Source organism: Lacticaseibacillus pantheris DSM 15945 = JCM 12539 = NBRC 106106, from assembly GCF_001311175.1.
GTDB classification, from domain to species: Bacteria; Bacillota; Bacilli; order Lactobacillales; family Lactobacillaceae; genus Lacticaseibacillus; species Lacticaseibacillus pantheris.
Genome location: NZ_BBAI01000008.1, coordinates 55,688 through 74,108, shown reverse-complemented (window position 1 = coordinate 74,108; position 18,421 = coordinate 55,688). Strand labels below are relative to the sequence as shown.

The following is an 18,421-nucleotide window of genomic DNA, read 5'->3' as shown; positions in this document are numbered from 1 at the left end:
GGCGAAACTCCAATCGGCAAAGAGCGCCGATTTCCGGTGCGACTTAGAGCCTGCCTGCCAAGCCCGGGCAGTCAGTCTCTAAGTTCGTCGCGCCGTACATCGCTTCGCTCTTACGGCGGCAAGCCCCTAACAGCGGTCACCGTTCCAGTCCCAGTCGGCTCCACCCACCAGGCCACTACCCCGGCACACGTTCCTTCTAGCAAAACCTTGGAATGGGTGTTTTGTTCAGACGCTTAACCGTTTTCTGATGTCACTGCATCCTGGAAATTTCACCACCCGTTTTTTTTCGGTCCACCGGCAAAATAATTATTGCGATTTCACCGGTGAGATATTTTATTAATATTGCAGGGACGTACATAGCAAATACTGTGTTGAATTTCATTTGGCGCGGAAGCAAAACTAGGGTTGGTGAGGTAGGGAGGTGTAGGCGGGAGGCTTAATCTGCGGCGGCTGCAGGCCCGAAGTTCTGTAGGAGCGGAGCGACGTACAGAATCAAAAATTTGAAATCGAGTGATTTTCTCGAGTTCAAATTTTCGTGGTAGCCCGGAACGGGCGAGAGCGTGAGGCTCGTAGCTTCGGCCGCAGATTAAGCCCTCCCGCCGGATCCTCCCTACCTCACCAACCCGGTCGGTTCATACCTCTTGCCATGGTGGCGGAGATGTGGGATACTGCTTGCGATGTATGAACACAAAATAACGGTTGCCCGTGAGCAGCCATTTTGGAGGGATTATTATGAGTCAAGTAGTGTCGGTTCCGCAGCCACAGTCAGTGGCTACGCAGCGCAAGTGGGTGCTGGCTTCCACCAGTGCCGGCTTTGCGTTGGAGAACATGGACGTGATGTTCCTGTCCTTTGCTTTGAGTTCCATCGCCGCCGATATGCATCTGAGCGGCACCCAGGCAGGTTTTATTGCCACTGTTACCAACCTCGGTATGCTGGTTGGTGGTTTAATATTCGGTATTTTAGGTGACCGTTTCGGGCGTGTGAAAACATTCTCGCAAACGGTCTTTATTTTTGCCATCGCTACCGCCGCAATGTTTTTTTGCCCACAACGTCTACATGGTCTACATCTGCCGCTTCATTGCGGGCATTGGTGCGGGTGGTGAATACGGTGTCGGGATTACCCTCATCGCCGATAACTTTCCGCGGAAGGACATCGGCCGGCTGACTTCCGTTGCGGCGGTTGGTGGCCAGGTCGGGGCAGTGCTCGCCGCAATTGTCGCCGCCTGGATCCTGAACATCAGCACCTGGAACGTGCTCTTCCTGGTCGGCGTCGTGCCGGTAGTCCTCATCGTGTTCATTCGCCGGCATGTCCGTGAGAGTGACAGTTTCCTCGAACGTAAAGCCGCGGGGGCCACACCACGGGTTGCCGTGAGCGAATTATTCAAGACGCCACGGTTGACGGTACAAACTTTGTCGCTGATCTTCATGGTGATTGTGCAGATTGCTGGCTACTTTGGCCTCATGAGCTGGTTGCCGACCATCATGCAGGCGCAGCTACACCTGTCCGTATCGGGCTCATCGGTATGGATGATTACCACAATCATTGGTATGAGCCTCGGCATGATGACCTTTGGTACGGTGCTGGATAAGTTTGGCCCGCGGCGTGCTTTCGGTATTTTCCTCATTGCGTCCGCCTTGTCGGTGTTTGGTATCGCCATGGTCAACAGTCGGGCAACCATGCTGGTGGCGGGGGCCGTCGTCGGTTTCTTTTCCAACGGTATGTTTGGTGGGTATGGCGCGGTTATCAGCCAGCTTTATCCGAGCGCCATCCGCTCCACGGCCAATAACGTGATTGTCAATATTGGTCGGGCAATTGGGGGCTTTTCGTCCGTCGTGATTGGATTCTTGATGGACCGCTACTCGCTCCTCGTTGTCATGGGGTTCCTGGCGGCGCTCTACACGCTCAGCTTTATCACGATGATTTCGATGCACGGGTTACGGCACCTGCACGCGCAGGCAGAGGAGGCAGCATAATGACGTTAACTACCAAGTTTCTGGGGCGGACATATACGAGCCCATTGATGAACGGAGCCGGTGTGCGCTGCACCACGGTGGAGGAGCTGGAGGCGTTGCGGCAAAGCAGCGCGGGGAGTTTCGTCACGAAGACGGCAACCCGGGAACCACGCGCTGGTAATCCCGGTCACCGGATGTCGCTTTGCCGTACGGTAGTATCAATTCCATGGGTCTGCCGAACAAGGGGTTGCCGTACTATTTGGACTATTTGACTAGTTTGCCGGATCAGGGCGCAAATAATTTCTTATCCGTCGCTGGTTTCTCCGAGGAGGATCAGATGGCGGTGTTGGAGACAATTGCCGCGAGCGACTTTGCCGGTATCGTCGAACTTAACCTGTCGTGCCCGAACATTCCGGGGCACCCGCAGTTGGCTTACGACTTTGACGCGACGGACAAGCTGCTGGCCAAGGTGTTCGACCGTTTTGACAATCTGGAACTGGGGGTAAAGTTGCCGCCATTCTTTGACCCCATCCACTTTGACCAGATTGCCGCTGTTTTGAATAAGTACCCCATTAAGTACGCGAACAGCATCAACAGTTTAGGCAACGGGTTCTTTGTTGACCCCGAGACGGACGCGCCGATGATTGAGCCCAAAGGTGGTTTTGGTGGAATTGGCGGTGGGTACGCGAAACCAACTGCACTAGCAAACGTCCGCGCGCTGCACGAGCGGCTGCGGGACGACATTGCTTTGATTGGTACGGGGGGCGTGCAGACGGGTCGGGATGTGTACGACCTGATTCTGTGTGGAGCTTCGATGGTGCAGGTGGCGACGGCGTTTGGACCAGAAGGTGTGGCGGTGTTCGACCGCTTGAACGGCGAACTTCAGTCTATCCTTGATAGCAAGGGCTACGCTGACGTCACGAGCACGGTTGGACAGTTACACACGGTATAGGGGTTGGTATGGTGGCGGCTCTGGCCGGTGGGGTACTACGACTCGGTGGACCGCTACCGTTGGCTGGTTGTACTGGCGTGGTGGTTCCGGTTGAGCGGCCGGTCCCTGCGACCGGCTACGTGCCTCACGCTCACGCCCGTGCCGGGCTACCGCGAATTGCCGTAGCCCGAGAAAACCACTCGGTCTAGCCAATTTGATTCTGTAAATCGTAACTGCCAGTAGGTGCTAAAGCACCAACTGGCAGTAACTCTAACAGAACTACGGGCATGCAGCCGTCGCGGGCCTAGCCGCTCAACCTCCACCACCACACCAGTACAACCAACGGTAGATGGTCTCCGTTCCGGGTGCAGTTGTCTCCACAACCCATGGCACTCCCTACCGGCCAGAACCAAATTTGCGAACCTATTGATGAACAGCTTGTTCAACTGCTACCTTCCAGTAATTACGCTCAGTGACAGATAGTAATCGTCATGTTTACAGGGCACATCACAAACGCAAGGCTGTATCACCGAATACATGGGTTCATGGTCAGGGTGACTGAGATTTTAATCAACGGACTCTTGGAAATCTGTGGACGGTGAAAGCGTCTGCTTGTGAGATGCAATTGTTAGCGTAGCGGTCCGGCCAACGCTGCCGGCAAACACACATTGGTCCGCACAATAACTGGCGACCAATAGCGCAAATGTTTGAAACACCTAAGTGACTGTGGTATATTATTCAAGTATGTTTTGTGCATACAAGTGGGAGGCCAAAACTACTGGCCATCAACACCACAGCACGTAATAAGGAGGTAATTATTCGTGGCACAAAAAGTAGCAAACGTCGTTAAGCTTCAGATTCCCGCTGGTCAGGCAACTCCAGCGCCGCCAGTTGGGCCTGCTTTGGGTCAGGCTGGGATTAACATCTCTGGCTTCACGAAGGAATTTAACGCCCGTACTCAGGACCAGGAAAAAGGTATCATGATTCCTGTTATCATCACTGTGTACGAAGACCGTTCATTCGACTTCGTTACCAAGACTCCACCAGCAGCCGTTCTTTTGAAGAAGGCCGCCGGTATTGCCAAGGGTTCTGGTGAACCAAACACCAAGAAGGTAGCCAAGGTTACCAAGGACCAGGTTCAGCAGATTGCTGAGACGAAGATGCAAGACCTTAACGCTGGTAGTGTAGAATCTGCTATGCGCATGGTTGAAGGTACCGCTCGTTCTATGGGTATTGAAGTCGAGGGCTAAACCCGCGCTTTGAGCCGGAACAGCAGGACGGATTGTCGGTAAAAGCCGACGTAATCAAGTGGAAGGACGTGCGCGTCCGTTGACCACATTTGCAAGGAGGAAAATCCCAGAATGGCAAAACATGGTAAGAAGTACCTCGAGGCCGTGAAGAAGGTTGACGCCGACAAGGTGTACGACCCAAAGGCAGCCCTCGACTTAGTTAAGGAAACAAACTACGCAAGCTTTGATGCAACCGTTGAGGTGGCTTACCGCCTCAACCTTGACCCAAAGCAGGCCGACCAGCAGATCCGTGGGGCAATCGTATTGCCAAACGGTACTGGTAAGAGCCAAAAAGTGATCGTCTTCGCTGAAGGCGACGCCGCAAAGCAGGCCGAAGCAGCTGGCGCAGACCGCGTTGGTGGCAAGGACCTGGTTGAAGACGTTGCTGACGGCTTCATGGACTTTGATGTGGCCGTTTCGACGCCACAAATGATGGCCCAGGTTGGTCGTCTTGGTCGTGTGCTTGGTCCTAAGGGTTTGATGCCAAACCCTAAGACTGGTACTGTGACGATGGACGTAACCAAGGCCGTTAACGACATCAAGGCCGGCCAGGTTGCCTACCGTGTCGACAAGGCTGGTATCATCCACGCCATCATCGGTAAGGTTAGCTTCGATGCCGACAAGTTGCTGGAAAACTTCCAGTCCTTCAACGACACGATGCTGAAGTCCCGCCCAGCCACGGTTAAGGTGTTTACGTTAAGTCACTGACTGTAACGAGCACGTTTGGCCCTGGTGTCCGCGTTGACGCCAACCAGTTCTAATTAGACTAACAAGATACGGTCAGTCCCTTAATTGTGGACTGGCCGTTTTTTTTATGGTGAAAAATGTTGTGACAGTGTCGCGGTCTGGCCCATTGATCAGGCAAATATTATTGGACCTCATGCTGATATTGCCATTTTCAATATAGGCTACCATATGTAATGTTTAGCATTAAAAGCAGGCCAATACTATGATATACTCAACTTCATGGGTGTTACCGTTACATATTAGAGGAGAGAATCATGCAAAATTCACAGCTACAGACTGCAAAAACGTTATCATTTATTGGTGCCATTGTTGCGATTGTTTTGGGCGCACTTTATTGTTTAACCGTCCTGGGCATCATTATGGGCGTACCGATGATTGTAGGAGGCGTTCTTTTACTAAAGTTCCGCGATTACAGTGATGATGCTTTGTACGAGCACCGGGGAGCGTTGTTGGGCTGGGGGATATTCTTCCTATTATGCACTGTTATCGGTGGTGTTCTGGAGTTGATTGCGTACTTCCAGGTTAACAGCTACGTATCTGGCGGTGCGGAGCAAAGGTCTGCAATGGACTTCAGTAGCGTTGAACGGGCTTACGATTTGAAGGAAAAGGGCGTGATTTCGGCCTCCGAGTTTGATGATATTAAGGCTGCTGCTTTGAGGCAGGAGGGTGTGCAAGCCACACCTACAGATAACGGTGAGGCTGCAGGAACGACTGCGTCAGCTACGGAAGATGATCAGTCGGCTAGTGCAGCAGAGAGTCAGTTGCTGAAGGACGACTCAGTGGCCCCTTCTGCAAGTCAATCGACGGTTGCGGCGTCGGCAAATGCCGATGGTACCCAATCGGAGGCGACTGAATCGACTAAAGCAGTTGAGAGTCAGTCGGCGACAGTTGAGTCATCCAGCACGACCGGCAGTCAGTCGGTTGGCGGTGAATCGCAGCAATATACCGAATCAGAGTCAAAGATTGTTGATGACAAGGGTTCAGACACTAACGACAATTAGTAAAAGGGGCAAATCAGTCTAACGACTGATGCCTAACGGGGTTAGGGTTGTTATGCTATCAGTATAAAGAAGACACGACTATTGGAGGATGAGATTATGCGTAAACCGAGTTTACAGACGGCCAAAACACTGTCCTATGTTGGTGCTATTTGGTCCATCGTGGTAGGGGCATTACTGACACTCAGTCTGATTGGCGCCGTGGTTGGTGTACCAATTATTATCGGCGGAGCGTTATTGCTTAAGTTCAGGAACGCTACCGACGAGCAGTTTATCGAGCAGCGCAACACTATGCTGGGTTGGGGTATTTTCTTCCTCATCTTTACCGTCGTTGGTGGGGTGCTAGAGTTGGTAGCCTACGTAATGGCTGGCAGTGCGGACACTGAAGAATTTCGTGCAGAGCACCAGAAGGCGCAGTCGGCTGACGACTTTGATGATCTGGAACGCGCCGCTGAAATGAAAGAAAAAGGCGTGTTATCAGAAACGGAGTACGAATCGTTGAAGGAACGCATTCTGCGCCGGCACGAATAAGTAATGGCAATGGCTGGCCCCCAGAAATTGGCGCCAGCCATTTTTGTGCGTATGGGTATTTTCTGCAATGGCTTGACGGGAACGTGCGGACATGGTAACCTATCCTTTGTGTTAAAACTTCACCTAAGACTCAGGGGGCGTCAGCCTTAATTATCCTGCCGAGGTGGTATCAAGCAACATTCGATACCTCTATGTCTTGGTGGACATGGAGTTTTTTTATATAAAAATTCCACCACAATACTACAAAGGAGGTAAAACACATGAGTGAAGCAATTATTGCTGAAAAGGCTAAGGTTGTTGACGAAGTCGCTGAAAACCTCAAGAACGCCGCTACTGTTGTCGTTATCGACTACCGTGGTTTGACGGTTGACCAGGTTACTCAGCTGCGTAAGGAATTACGTGAAAGTGATTCCAAGATGGAAGTGGTTAAGAACACTTACTTGCGTCGTGCCGCTGATAAAGTTGGTTACGAAGGTTTGGACGAACTCTTCACTGGCCCTACAGCTATTTTGTATTCTGAATCTGATGTTGTGGCTCCGGCCCGCATTGGTAAGAAGTTCGCCGGCCAATTTGAAACCCTGAAGCTTAAGGGTGGTATTATTCAGGGCGAACAAGCCAGTCTCGAAGAAATCGACCAATTGGCAAGTCTACCAGACCGCGATGGCTTGATCTCGATGATCGCATCTGCCATTCAGGCACCTGTTCGCGATTTCGCGTACGTCGTCAAGGCTGTTGCAGAAGGCAAAGACGAAGAACCAGCTGCTTAATGGCCGCTTGAACTTCGCCGCGTAACGTTACTCACAAAACTTAAAAAAATGGAGGATTCAATCATGGCTTTGGACAAAGATGCTATTATTGAACAGATCAAGGGTGCTTCCATCCTTGAATTGAACGACCTTGTAAAGGCTATCGAAGAAGAATTTGGTGTTACCGCTGCCGCTCCAGTTGCTGCTGGCGCTGCTGCTGGTGCCGACGCTGCCGCTAAGGACAGCTTTGACGTTGAACTGACTGATGCTGGTCAGCAGAAGGTTAAGGTTATCAAGGCAGTTCGTGAAATCACTGGTCTTGGCTTGAAGGATGCTAAGGGTGTCGTTGACGCCGCTCCTTCTAACGTCAAGGAAGGTGTTACCGAAGACGAAGCTAACGACATCAAGGCTAAGCTTGAAGAAGTTGGCGCTGAAGTTACTGTTAAGTAATTTAAGCCCGTCTGTGAACGTCCGCTATCCGTTATGGGTGGCGGGCGTTTTTTTTATATCACGCAACTTTTAACTCACGGTTTTATCTTGTACAATCAAAGTAAATTGTAACTAGACCAAAGTGGGGGCCAGAATGGCAAAATATGAGTGGCGCAAGACGGAACGAAATTTATATCTGCCTAGAGGGATTGAGCTGGTCGATGTACCCAGCATGCATTTTATTACGATTGACGGAGCGGGCAACCCTAACGGACCGGAATTTGCGGATCGCATTCAATCTTTGTATGGGGTGGCCTATACATTGAGGATGGCCGCCAAGCGTGGCGAGTATGGCGCCCCCTTTGAGTACACGGTTTACCCACTTGAAGGTGTGTGGACCACTAGTGACGGTTCGCGGGGAGCCGAGCTCAATAAGGACGCATTGCAGTACCGCGTTATGATTCGCCAGCCCGATATTATTAAGCGGGCGGACTTTGCAGCTGCCGTTGAGCAGGTGCAGGTCAAGAAGCCTGAATTAGCGGTCGCGCAAGTTGAGTGGCGCGACTACACCGAGGGTTTATCGGTCCAGGCAATTCATGTTGGGCCTTACGATGATGAGGTCAACACCTTTGCGAAAATGCAGTCATTTTTGGCAGTAAATGACCTGACGCAGATTAGTATTATGGATGAGTTTTGGCACCGGGAGGTTTATTTGAGTGACCCGCGGCGCACGGACCCGGCAAAGATGCGGACGTTACTGCGTTACCGGGTACAGCGGCAGCAAAAATAAACTGGTTGTCGGTAATAAAAAAAATAATGGTTACGGTGTAGCCTTTTTCCGGATGACTGATCGTTCTAAGCTAACGGTGTGTATCAGTGTTGGCGTGAACAAATCGTTCGGAGGTGTTACGATGATGCGTAGGCGACCGGTAGTGGCTTACCCCGTCATCTTTAAATATGTGGACGGCGAGGCGGGCCCATTTATTTCAGTGAGAAGCCCGAATTTGCCAGGCTTAGTCGTAGGGGCTAGCGACGCTCGGTGTGCGCTCCGGGACACCGAGGCGGGGATTGCGCGATTGTTGGCCTGTCCGCCATACCCGGCGGTCGAGAACCCTAATGCTTGGAGATTGGCCCCCAACGAGGAAGTCGTCTTGGTTTCGGTGGACCTCGACCAATGGCGTCACGGATCGTGGGTGGAATTATAAATTAACGGGTATAACGAAAAGCGGCGTCGCCACGATTGATGTGGCGGCGCCGCTTTTTGTGATTGCAGTGATGATTTATCCGAGTTCTTGATGTGCCTCTAAGTAGGCCAGGGCACTGTCATAATCTGGCTCGTGGGTCTGTTCGGTGATGAGTTCACGATACGCCACTTTGCCTTCCGGATTGATAATCCACACGCTACGGGCATCCGTACCGTTATTGTCGACATACAGGCCCATCGCTTCGCCAAAGTTGTGATCGCTGTCGGATACCAGCTGCATGCTGTGGACATCCTCGGCGGCACACCAATTGGCTTGTTCATCGATGCTGTTGGTGGACACCGTCAGGAAGTTGATGTGCTTAAAATTATCGACTGACTGGTTGAACCGCTTCGTCGAAATGCTGCAGACGCGTGTATCAATGTCCGGAACGACGCTGAGCAGCGTATATTGGCCAGCCAAGTCGGCCGGGCGGACCGTTTGGCCCTCTGCGTTGGTGACCTCAAAGTCGGGTAACGCGTGGCCAATCATTGGTGGTTCGCCGTTAGTTTGAATAGGTTCGTCGTGCCGAGTAATCTGCATGGTATTTCCTCCTCGTTGGGTCGGGATGGTTCGTACCACCCCTTTGCCACAACCAGTTTATCATAGTTGGTCTTGGTCAAGCACACTACGTATGTTAGTATGACCTGAAAACTTAATCAAGATATTCTGCGGGGTATGGCCAGTGACGCGTGCTGATATTATTAGCTATTGTGTAAACGAATATAACGCGGTGGTTGACCACCCGTTCAAGCATTATCCGCATTATGCGGCGATACGGCATCCGAACGGTAAGTGGTTTGCGTTGGTGCTCGATGTCCCTGCCGACCGCCTCGGCCGCAATGGGCATGAAGTGTTGGATGTGGTGGATCTCAAAGTTGATCCGGAATTGAACGCCATTTTGCAGGAACAACCAGGCTTTCTGCCGGGCTACCACATGAACAAAACGCACTGGATTAGTGCGGTGTTGCCCGATTGGAATACCGTGGACCAGTTAGCCGACCTGATTGAGGGGAGCTTTAACGCCACAAAATAGAAAAATCACTCCCGTTGCGCATGGGGGTGATTTTTTTATCAGTCGTTCAATAATTAGTTGTGGACCGGGTGTTGTTGCGACTGCACGGCGTTACGCAGTACCTGTTCGACCACGGCAAAGGCGGCGTAGATGGCAAAGGGGATAAAGGCCACGCCTAGGCCAATCAACATAAGACCGGGAGCGTCGTCACCGTCCGCCCACATGTACATAGCTGGTAGTGAGCCCAAGGTGGTAATGGCGGCAACGAGTGTCGCGATACGAATGCGCCTAAAGACCACCACCGACGCTTGTGTAAACGTCTGGCCCATGGCGATGAGACGTAATAGACTGAAGAATTTACTGATTATGTACAGTGCCACCACGCCGGTCAACACCACTGCCACTAAAAAGATGCCCAGTGGTGGGTTGAGTACCATGTGAATACTCGTGGCGAATTGAATGCCAATGAGTGCCACAAAACCAACGACTACTAACGCAACCACGCCGAGCGCGGCCCGTAACACCTGCAACTTTGTATTCATAATGCTTACCCCCAAAGACCGATTTCAATTCACTACATTATGTTGGTAAACGTTGACTATTGCAAGCGATTTCGTTGTAAAAGATTCTAAAGAATGGCGCGTTGCTGCCAGCCAATTTTTTTATGCGTGACGATATTAGCTAGCCGGTAGCGGCATATATGCGCGATAATAGTACTGGATAAGTATTTTACTGGTGAATTGGTCATCAAACTAATTGGGTCGAGAGGTAGTTATGGCACAAAGAGGGCACTGGGTGCGGCGCACAGTACTGGGAATATTGGCGGGACTCGCAATTGCTACGGGACTAGCGACTGGTAGCACGCAGCTAGATATGGTCGGACAGGCCGCGGGCGTAACCACCACGCAACGGGTTCAGGCAAAGTCGCGTACGCACGTCACCAAGAAGCAGCGTCACCAACGTAAGGTTACCAGCGCCAACCTCGCGCAGCAGCAATACTCGGGTACGCAGACGGTGGACGTTAACGGTGGTCACCCGACCTTTACTAAGTCGGAATTATCCACTGCTCGGGGGTCGTGGCAGTATTATGGCGCTTTGGATAGTCTGAATCGCGCGACCGACGCGAGGCGATGCTGAACCAGTCGTTGATGCCAACCGCCAAGCGTGAGGAACTGACGGTGAACCCAACTGGCTGGCATAACAAACGTTTGCGCAGCGGGTACCTGTATAATCGCAGTCACTTAATTGGCTACCAGCTAACGGGTCAGAACAACAACTGGCGGAACCTGATTACCGGAACCCGGTCGTTGAACAGTCCGGAGATGCTCCACTATGAGGACGACATAGCCGATTACTTGCACCAGTCCGATCAGCATTACGTCCGCTACGCCGTGGTGCCAGTATTCAAAGGTGACAACTTACTCGCCTCTGGCGTGCAGATGATGGCGCAATCGGTTGGGGACAACGCCGTTGCGTTCAACGTCTACATCTTTAACGTTGAGGACGGGGTGACCCTAAACTATGCGGACGGGACGAGCGCGGTGGCGGCCAGCCAAACGGCAGCGTCCAGTTCCAGCAGGGGGAGTGCTCCTACGGCAACGAATAGCGACCAGGGTGATAACCGGACGGTGTACGTCACGCCTACCGGAAAGAAGTACCACTTTGACCCTAACTGTCGTGGCCTGCGCACCGCCAAGAGTGTGGAGACCATGACGTTGTCGCAGGCAGAGGCGGATGGGTATACACTGTGTGCGTGGGAACAGTAACAGCTTAGGAAATTAGTATTGTACAGTTTCAAGTAACATGAATGGTGTTGATCGGTAATAATTACCGCGGAGGGTTAACCTATGGCACATGTAAAGAAAGAAGATATTGTCGGTGTTATGGAGAAACTGGCAGCCGTACTCACTGCTAACCATAGTGATTCGCCCACTGCCAAGTACGTTAGTGAGGCCTTGATTGACCTCAGGAAAAGTGACGGCGTCGCCTTTACTGGGGCGGTACAGCAATTTTTTTGATTGTGCACAGGTTGTGCGAATATCCGACCACATAGTGTTCACTGATGAGGAAACTGAGTTGTGGGATCACCTTTTCGCCTTCAAGCAACTAGGCAATAATCTTTGGGGACTCAGTATCTAGGACAAGAATAAAGTGGGGGAAGAGTAAAGATGCCCAAAACTGACATTGTGATTAAATTAACGGGTAGCGAGACCGTTGATGGGTTGGTTGATACCGTTGAAGCAAAGTTGAATCAACAGTATGGTTTCCTCGCCGTGGCGTTTAGGCAGCAGCTAATGTGGGTCCATGGGGACGATGAAAAAAATAGACTTGATTAGGCAATTTGTGACCTTGGAGTAGTGATGTGTTCAGACTAGTCACTACATGATTATGCGGTTGATCGACGGGCCCATTATAAAAGGCAGTAACTTATTTCCCGGGAAATAAGTTACTGCCTTTTTAGCTTATCGCTACTAATCCTCAGCCTGCCCGTGTTTCCGGGCGACGTAAACGAAGATACCAATGACCAGCCACACAATCAGTACGTACGGAAAGATGTTGTACGGCTTTGCGGGTACCGGCCAGAGATTGCTGTAGATAGGGAAGACCATCACTAGCAGACCCACCACGGGTGCCGCCACATGCTTCCAAAAGCCAAAGTGTTCGCGGTGCTTGGCAAAGTAGACAATGGCGCCAATGTTAACCAGCACGTACACCAACAGTAGTGGGTACATGCCGATAGTACCAAAGTAATTGTAGTAGTTAGTAGCACTGATGTGGCCAAAGATACCGAAGACCACGTAGAGCAAGATGGACAACCCAGAGATCAGGTCGAGCGCGTGGGTTGGCGTCTGCTTGTCACCTTTGAGTTCGCCGAGCCACGGGTGCATGTACCCCTTGTTGGCCATGGCTCCATGATGAAGGCGCCGGCGTTGAGGGCGCCAAAGAAGCAGGCAAAGTAACTCGTGACGGAGGCAAAGTCGATGAAGATGGCCATCCAACCACCCACGTAACGGGTCGCCAAGTAGTTCAGTGGGGCGCTGGATCCCGCCATTTTAGCGATATTCTTGGTCCCAAAGCCGATGACCTCGGCGTAACTGACAATACAGTAGAAGACCATCGCGAACAGGACGGCACCGATTAGCGCCACCCGAATGGCTTTAGCCGGCTTCTTTGCCCGTGGCGCAATGGTGGCCGCTCCTTCGAAGCCAGCAAACGACATGAGGGCGAAAATCATCCCCCCGCCGAGCGTTCCCAGCGTACCGTGACTCGGGTTCAGTGGCGCAGAAGTGTTACCGGCATCCCCGCCGTGTACGACGATGATCACCGTCAGGATGGCGAGCACGAAAACGGCAATAATTTCTAGCGTCAGGGCAAAGCGGTCGAAAACTCAATGCCCTGGTGGCTCAACCAGTCACTCAGGACCAGCGCCACGATAATGTAGAGGGGAATGGGGCCGTGAATACCAAAGTGGCCCAGGAAGACATTCAGGAAGTTACCCACGATGGCCGCGCTACTGGTCGTGAACGTGATGTAAGTCAGGATAAGAGCCCAGCCCGATACGAATCCGCCCTTTTCACCAAGGGCGCGACGGTTGTAGGCGTATGCGGAACCCTCACCGGGGATGCGGCGGCCGAGTTCAACAAAGCTGATACCAGTGAAGATGACGCCAATCCCACCCAGAATAAAGGCGAGTGGTACGTTGATGCCGGCCATGTTGGCGGCACCGGCGGTATTAAAGGCCATGGCACCAGTAGGCGCGACCATGGCGATGGAGAGTGCAAAGACCTCCAGTAATGATAATTGCTTCTTCTGCATAAAAATAAAATCCCTTCAGTATGTGTTAGTTGGTGGTGCTTAGTGGCACACCGTAAAGCTGTGCCGCGTTGTCGTAGCAAACCATCCGGGCCCACGCCTGTTTCTGCGCGGTGTCGGCGGTCCCCACGGAGTCCAGTTGCGCCGCCAATGCGTCTTTGAACGTTTGCGCCGCCACGGCGTACATCTCCACGTACGTGCTGGCATCGCTCGCGAACAGGTAGCGGGAGTACGGGGCGAGTTCCAGAGACTCACGGACAACGCTTTGCGTGCTCGATGGTGCCAAGTTGTTAACCAGCGAGGTGTCAAAGTAGACGCCGGGGAAGACGCTTGCTAGGTAGCCGGCCTCCCGGTGGTACGGGTAGCAGTGTAGCAAAACGACCTGTAGACCGTCGTAGCAAAAATGCTGCAGGAACGACCGCAACAAGAGCGGGTTACCTAGGTAGAGGTCGGTGTCCGCATCGCCGTATCCAACGTGAAATTGGAGCGGCAGGTGTTGTTCAATGAGGGCGGGGGCCACCATCCCAAGCAAGTAGTTGATGACGTCCTGATCCTCGAGACGTGACGAACCGGTATCCTCAAAGTGTGCGCGCCATAAATCAAACGCGCGGTGGGCATCCTGTTCCCGAACGGTGGTCACCTGTAGGCCAACACGGTAGGCCGCGATGGACTTACAACCGACGTAACCCTGCGCGCGTACCTGGCTAACGGCGTCCAGCAAGTGTTGGGACCACTCATCGAAATTGTCGTAACGCTCCATAAACTTTTCGGCGTGGGTTTCGAGGCGGTAGATTGGCCTGACCGTTAATCCGGTCAGGTCCGCAGTCTGGTCGAGGTCCAGGATGGCGTCGTCCGGGACAAAGCCAGTATCGATAAACAGTGTGCGGTAGTTGTAGGCCGCAAAGACGCGGCGGTTGTACTGCCGGTATGCACTGGCATCCATCGGTTTTAACGCCTCGGCCGCCGGGGTGCCCGCACGATACGCGGCGTCAGTCGCAGCGTCAAACTGACGCGCAACCTTTTGAAAGGCGGACCAGGCAAGGCGGTTAGCGGTATCCGCGATGGGGTACTGGGCGTCGGCTTCACTGGAGACACGTAATAAACGGTGCGACCGGTTGACCACATCACCTTTGATTAGGTAATGGGCGTGGTGATCCAGCAGTGGTAGTGTTTGGACAAATTCGTTGAATGACATGTCAATTCCTCCCTGCGTGAACGTAGCAACGTCAACGGGGAGCGGGTGGGTCCATGCCTCTGGTTGTAGTGTACATAAATCTCTATTCCTCGATGTTTAGTATAGGTGGGCGGTCTCGACGCCAATTGCGTTGTCATCGTAGTCCGCAAAGTGGCTGATATCGGCACGTTTAACCGCGGTGTACCCGGTCAACATTTGTTTGCCCATGAGCTCGGTGAACAGTTGATCGTCGTTCAAAGACGTAATTGCCTCGTCCAGCGTTTCCGGTAGCCGGGCAATCCCAGCGTCCGCGCGCTCGTCGGCGGTGAGCGTGGCTGGATCCACGTCCACCGCGGCTCCAGGCATGATCTGGTGGTGAATACCATCCAGCCCTGCGCTCAGCAGACCGGCGAGTGCCAGGTACGGGTTGGCGGTGGCGTCGCTGGCTTTAAGCTCAACATTCGCGGTAGCCTCAGCGTAGTCCCACTGGGTGGAAGGAATGCGGACGGCCGCCTCCCGGTTGTCTTTGCCGTACGCGGCGTAGGCCGAGCTCCATTCGCCCGGCTGTAGTCGCTGGTAAGAATTGACCGTCGCCGCCGTGAGGGCGACCAGGCCGCGAATGTGCGCGAGGATACCGCCCACAAAGTAGTAGCCCAGTTGATTCAACCCGACCGGATCAGTGGTATCCGCGAGCACGTTGTGGCCGGCGTGATCCCACAAGGAGAGGTGAATGTGACCACCGTTGCCTTCGGTCTGCATGTCCGGCTTGGGGGCAAAGGTGACGCGCATACCGTGCTTGCGTGCCACGGCCCGGACTTCGCGTTTGAACCAAATCTCATTGTCGGCGGCCTGCATCAAGCCGTATGGGCGCATCGGTAACTCGTGTTGGCCAGTGCCGGCTTCCGGGTAATACTTGTCGACGCTAATACCCATCTGTTTGAGTTGGTCAATCATTTCAGGAATAAAATCGTAGGCAAACTCCATGGCGTCAGTGTCGAAGCAGAAATTGTCGTTGGCAGGCGCGTCAGTCTCGCTATCCCGCAACATAAATTCGTTTTCGTACGTGGCTTTGGCGACGTAACCCTCCGCCGCGGCGTCGGCAATGACCCGTTGCAATAACCTGCGTGGGTCGGCCGCGAACGGCTCCTTTGCCTGGGTGAGGTGGTTGCACATGAAGGTTGCTACCTGGGGATGGTTGGGCAAAATGTGCATTGAGTCGAGGTCGGGAACGAGCCGCGATTCACCAACGGGGGTAAGCCCGGGTACATCCACAATTTCGTCACGGGCGGTGGCAGCAAACTGGACCAAAGTCAGCCCGACGCCGTCCACAATGTGCCGGCTCAAACTGTCAATGGTGACGGTTTTGCCGCGGGCGACGCCGTTGTAATCGACGTAGATGAATTCCACTAGCTGGATACCCTTTTCCCGTAAACCGTTGACGATGTTTTGTGCCCGATTTTCTTCGGGTAAATATGTAGATGTCATGGTGTATGCCTCCTGAAATTTTACAAACCGCTTTAATAGTAACGTGAAAACGTCGTGGTGACTACCCGTCACACCAATTAGCTGTAGAAATTGAGCGTCCGTTGGGCGAGTTGCTGGTTGCACACAAAAAAAAGCCACCCTTCATCGAGAATTCTGCACGATGAAAAGTGGTCATTTGGGAAATTAACGTTAATCGGCTTTGTGGGCCTGGGCGCGCGCAACAATGTCGCTAAAGAATCCGAATTGTTCGGGGTGGTGCTGCCACATATTTTCGGGGTGCCACTGCACGGCCAGAATGAGGTCGTTGTCAGTGGACTCTAGCCCCTCGATGATACCGTCTGGAGCTGTAGCGGTGACGGTCAGTCCCGCACCGACTTTGCGGACCGCCTGGTGGTGCCGGGAGTTCACGAAGGCCCGGTCACCCAGGAGCGCGGACAGTCGGGAACCTGCGGTGATATCCACGTGGTGGGTGGGGTAGTGCGGTGGTGCAACCTGGGGATGGCGAATGTAGCTGTCAGGATTCTGCGTGTGCGTGTCTTGGTAAACGTCGCCGCCCAGGGCAACGTTCAGAATCTGGATGCCCCGGCAGATGCCGAAGATCGGCTTGCCGGCTGCCAGCGCGGCCTTGATGAGTGCCAGCTCAAAGTAGTCTTTGGGGTAGTAGGTATCTCCCAGATTCCACATGGGCTCCTCGCCGAATAATGTGGGGTCAACGTCCGGGCCGCCAGGCAGAATTAAGCCGTCAAAGAGCGGCACCATGTCGGCTGCCGCGTCCTCCGCCAGTTCGGGGTTGTCCGGAAACGGGAGGATGGTGGGCACGCCACCGGCTTTGAAAACGGCCTCCTTGATGTCGTGCGGTGCAAAGGTGGGGTAGTCGTCAGGCATCCGGGGATTGGTATCCGCGAGTGCATCTGCGGTCATTGCAATAATGGGTTTGGTCATAAGCAGATTTCCTTCTTTAATAATGTAGTTTGCGCATAGAGTACCACAGTGCACGGTTATGAACAATGGTAGGTGCACTGTTTTCACGGAGTCGCTCAATGGTAACAGCAGGGTGGTTCCGAACACGTGGGTGGCCTTTGGGACTGCGGCTTACGTGCCCTACGCCGTGATTGCTACACCCGCACGCTCCGGCCGTGCCGGCCTCCCACGGATAATTGAGCTTGAGAAAATCGCTCAATCTCAATTATCTGCCGCCGTACGTCACTCCGTTCCTACGGCGCTCCGGGGTCGCAGCAACCACGTCTCCGGACACGACGCCTCCGTCCCAAAGCCCACCCACGGGTTCCCGATAGTTCGTGGTACCCAATCTAAGAGTTTTGCAACTGAACTAATATTTTTATCCAGCAGCACAAGTGACTGGACAGTCTTCATTGTTCTCACAGCTATGGGATGAAATTCCCTCTGGGCACGCTCTGCTATCTGAGTTTTGGCGTGTAAGCTACCTTGTAATCGTACCGGGGACTATCTACCGCTGCTGAACTGGCGCGGTGCTGACGGTTGGGGCAGAGCAAGTCATTCATAAATTCGTGCGCAAATGTGGTTCTGGCCGGCGGGGGTGCCGTGGGGTGCTGAGACGACTGGACCCGGAACGGTGACCGCTGTTAGGGGCTTGCCGCTGTAAGAGCGTAGCGATGTACAGCGCGACGAACTTAGAGACTGACTGCCCGTACTTGGCAGGCAGGCTCTAAGTCGCACCGGAAACCGCGGGCTTTGCGGTTGGAGGTTTCGCCCTAGCAGCGGTCACCGTGGAGCGGTCCACAAAGGCGTAGTGCCCCACAGCACCCGCGCCGATCAGAACCGCCACCCGGAACCACCACACCAGTACGGCTAGCCACTGCAGCGGTCACCGTGGAGCGGTCCACAAAGGCGTAGTACACCACGGCACCCCCACCGGCCAGAACCGCCACCGGTGCGCATGTTTAACGTAAACCATGACATGATCGCTTGACGATTGAAGAGTTAATCACACTGCGTTATCGGGTCGATTGCAAAACACCTGGTAACGGACTATATTTATTGTTGAACGTTGTAAACGCTTCCTTGAATAACCCTTAAAGGGGGATAG

At 53.3% G+C, this 18,421-nt stretch carries 16 protein-coding genes, 4 pseudogenes and 1 other annotated feature; of the genes and pseudogenes, 14 read left to right on the top strand and 6 right to left on the bottom strand.

Translation table 11 applies throughout. From position 1 onward, the window contains the following. The first annotated feature begins 732 nt into the window (after positions 1 to 732). From JCM12539_RS04495 to JCM12539_RS04455, 9 genes and pseudogenes are all read left to right on the top strand, one after another. Positions 733 to 1,975: pseudogene (locus JCM12539_RS04495) on the top strand (MFS transporter). After that, positions 1,975 to 2,906, top strand: a pseudogene (locus JCM12539_RS04490) (dihydroorotate oxidase). The pseudogenes JCM12539_RS04495 and JCM12539_RS04490 overlap by 1 nt, the downstream one beginning before the upstream one ends. An 800-nt stretch (positions 2,907 to 3,706) precedes the next feature. Further along, positions 3,707 to 4,135, top strand: a complete 429-nt coding sequence (gene rplK / locus JCM12539_RS04485; protein WP_054649586.1) for a 50S ribosomal protein L11 — start codon at positions 3,707 to 3,709, stop codon at positions 4,133 to 4,135. Between the two features lie 111 nt (positions 4,136 to 4,246). Continuing rightward, positions 4,247 to 4,935 (top strand): annotated as a pseudogene (gene rplA / locus JCM12539_RS04480) (50S ribosomal protein L1). 240 nt (positions 4,936 to 5,175) lie between these two features. Next, positions 5,176 to 5,922: a DUF5362 family protein gene (locus tag JCM12539_RS04475; RefSeq protein WP_054649582.1), complete on the top strand. Its 747-nt coding sequence runs from the start codon at positions 5,176 to 5,178 to the stop codon at positions 5,920 to 5,922. 96 nt (positions 5,923 to 6,018) lie between these two features. Next, complete coding sequence (locus JCM12539_RS04470) at positions 6,019 to 6,450, top strand: DUF5362 family protein (RefSeq protein WP_054649580.1); 432 nt, start codon at positions 6,019 to 6,021, stop codon at positions 6,448 to 6,450. 104 nt (positions 6,451 to 6,554) lie between these two features. Next, positions 6,555 to 6,676: a sequence feature (ribosomal protein L10 leader region), on the top strand. Between the two features lie 34 nt (positions 6,677 to 6,710). Next, entirely contained in the window at positions 6,711 to 7,217 is a 507-nt protein-coding gene (rplJ, locus tag JCM12539_RS04465) for a 50S ribosomal protein L10 (protein WP_054649578.1), read from the top strand. 63 nt (positions 7,218 to 7,280) lie between these two features. Continuing rightward, entirely contained in the window at positions 7,281 to 7,646 is a 366-nt protein-coding gene (gene rplL / locus JCM12539_RS04460) for a 50S ribosomal protein L7/L12 (protein WP_054649576.1), read from the top strand. A 133-nt stretch (positions 7,647 to 7,779) separates the two neighbouring features. Further along, positions 7,780 to 8,415 (top strand): GyrI-like domain-containing protein, encoded by a 636-nt coding sequence (locus JCM12539_RS04455; protein ID WP_054649573.1) that lies wholly within the window; start codon positions 7,780 to 7,782, stop codon positions 8,413 to 8,415. Between the two features lie 490 nt (positions 8,416 to 8,905). On the opposite strand, the gene JCM12539_RS04445 is transcribed toward JCM12539_RS04455, so the two are convergent. After that, positions 8,906 to 9,409: a thiol peroxidase gene (locus JCM12539_RS04445; RefSeq protein ID WP_054649570.1), complete on the bottom strand. Its 504-nt coding sequence runs from the start codon at positions 9,407 to 9,409 to the stop codon at positions 8,906 to 8,908. Between the two features lie 142 nt (positions 9,410 to 9,551). Here JCM12539_RS04445 and JCM12539_RS04440 point away from each other — a divergent pair, with 142 nt between their 5' ends. Further along, on the top strand, positions 9,552 to 9,902 hold the full coding sequence (locus tag JCM12539_RS04440) for an MmcQ/YjbR family DNA-binding protein (protein WP_054649568.1): 351 nt from the start codon (positions 9,552 to 9,554) through the stop codon (positions 9,900 to 9,902). A 53-nt stretch (positions 9,903 to 9,955) separates the two neighbouring features. Here the strand turns inward: JCM12539_RS04440 and JCM12539_RS04435 are convergent, their stop codons facing one another. After that, positions 9,956 to 10,423: a DUF2975 domain-containing protein gene (locus tag JCM12539_RS04435; RefSeq protein WP_054649566.1), complete on the bottom strand. Its 468-nt coding sequence runs from the start codon at positions 10,421 to 10,423 to the stop codon at positions 9,956 to 9,958. Between the two features lie 253 nt (positions 10,424 to 10,676). On the opposite strand from JCM12539_RS04435, the gene JCM12539_RS15530 reads away from it, so the two are divergent. The 4 genes from JCM12539_RS15530 (at position 10,677) to JCM12539_RS13090 (ending at position 12,217) form a co-directional block, all read left to right on the top strand. Then, positions 10,677 to 11,018 carry a hypothetical protein gene (locus JCM12539_RS15530; protein WP_054649564.1) on the top strand — a complete coding sequence of 114 codons (342 nt, stop codon included), beginning with the start codon at positions 10,677 to 10,679 and terminating at the stop codon, positions 11,016 to 11,018. Next, positions 11,012 to 11,647 (top strand): DNA/RNA non-specific endonuclease, encoded by a 636-nt coding sequence (locus JCM12539_RS12610; protein WP_054649561.1) that lies wholly within the window; start codon positions 11,012 to 11,014, stop codon positions 11,645 to 11,647. The genes JCM12539_RS15530 and JCM12539_RS12610 overlap by 7 nt, the downstream gene beginning before the upstream one ends. An 81-nt stretch (positions 11,648 to 11,728) precedes the next feature. Next, the gene (locus JCM12539_RS13920; protein ID WP_225350239.1) at positions 11,729 to 11,899 is read left to right on the top strand and encodes a hypothetical protein; all 171 of its coding nucleotides are present in this window, start codon (positions 11,729 to 11,731) and stop codon (positions 11,897 to 11,899) included. Between the two features lie 150 nt (positions 11,900 to 12,049). Then, positions 12,050 to 12,217, top strand: a complete 168-nt coding sequence (locus tag JCM12539_RS13090; protein WP_156302061.1) for a hypothetical protein — start codon at positions 12,050 to 12,052, stop codon at positions 12,215 to 12,217. Between the two features lie 135 nt (positions 12,218 to 12,352). Here JCM12539_RS13090 and JCM12539_RS04415 read toward each other — a convergent pair. The 4 genes and pseudogenes from JCM12539_RS04415 to JCM12539_RS04400 form a co-directional block, all read right to left on the bottom strand. Continuing rightward, a pseudogene (locus JCM12539_RS04415) lies at positions 12,353 to 13,697 on the bottom strand (APC family permease). A 25-nt stretch (positions 13,698 to 13,722) separates the two neighbouring features. Beyond that, positions 13,723 to 14,889, bottom strand: a complete 1,167-nt coding sequence (locus tag JCM12539_RS04410) for an amidohydrolase family protein (RefSeq protein ID WP_054649559.1) — start codon at positions 14,887 to 14,889, stop codon at positions 13,723 to 13,725. 96 nt (positions 14,890 to 14,985) lie between these two features. Further along, positions 14,986 to 16,353, bottom strand: a complete 1,368-nt coding sequence (locus JCM12539_RS04405) for a glutamine synthetase family protein (RefSeq protein WP_054649592.1) — start codon at positions 16,351 to 16,353, stop codon at positions 14,986 to 14,988. Between the two features lie 189 nt (positions 16,354 to 16,542). Beyond that, positions 16,543 to 17,295, bottom strand: coding sequence for a gamma-glutamyl-gamma-aminobutyrate hydrolase family protein (locus JCM12539_RS04400; RefSeq protein WP_054649556.1), 753 nt, complete (start codon positions 17,293 to 17,295; stop codon positions 16,543 to 16,545). Positions 17,296 to 18,421: the final 1,126 nt, after the last annotated feature.

Coding starts and splice junctions, on each gene's coding strand:
- rplJ (WP_054649578.1), top strand. CDS start 6,711: ATGAGTGAAGCAATTATTGCTGAAAAGGCTAAGGTTGTTGACGAAGTC.
- JCM12539_RS13090 (WP_156302061.1), top strand. CDS start 12,050: ATGCCCAAAACTGACATTGTGATTAAATTAACGGGTAGCGAGACCGTT.
- JCM12539_RS04435 (WP_054649566.1), bottom strand. CDS start 10,423: ATGAATACAAAGTTGCAGGTGTTACGGGCCGCGCTCGGCGTGGTTGCG.
- JCM12539_RS04475 (WP_054649582.1), top strand. CDS start 5,176: ATGCAAAATTCACAGCTACAGACTGCAAAAACGTTATCATTTATTGGT.
- JCM12539_RS12610 (WP_054649561.1), top strand. CDS start 11,012: ATGCTGAACCAGTCGTTGATGCCAACCGCCAAGCGTGAGGAACTGACG.
- JCM12539_RS04455 (WP_054649573.1), top strand. CDS start 7,780: ATGGCAAAATATGAGTGGCGCAAGACGGAACGAAATTTATATCTGCCT.
- JCM12539_RS04445 (WP_054649570.1), bottom strand. CDS start 9,409: ATGCAGATTACTCGGCACGACGAACCTATTCAAACTAACGGCGAACCA.
- JCM12539_RS04400 (WP_054649556.1), bottom strand. CDS start 17,295: ATGACCAAACCCATTATTGCAATGACCGCAGATGCACTCGCGGATACC.
- JCM12539_RS04410 (WP_054649559.1), bottom strand. CDS start 14,889: ATGTCATTCAACGAATTTGTCCAAACACTACCACTGCTGGATCACCAC.
- rplL (WP_054649576.1), top strand. CDS start 7,281: ATGGCTTTGGACAAAGATGCTATTATTGAACAGATCAAGGGTGCTTCC.
- JCM12539_RS04470 (WP_054649580.1), top strand. CDS start 6,019: ATGCGTAAACCGAGTTTACAGACGGCCAAAACACTGTCCTATGTTGGT.
- JCM12539_RS04405 (WP_054649592.1), bottom strand. CDS start 16,353: ATGACATCTACATATTTACCCGAAGAAAATCGGGCACAAAACATCGTC.
- JCM12539_RS13920 (WP_225350239.1), top strand. CDS start 11,729: ATGGCACATGTAAAGAAAGAAGATATTGTCGGTGTTATGGAGAAACTG.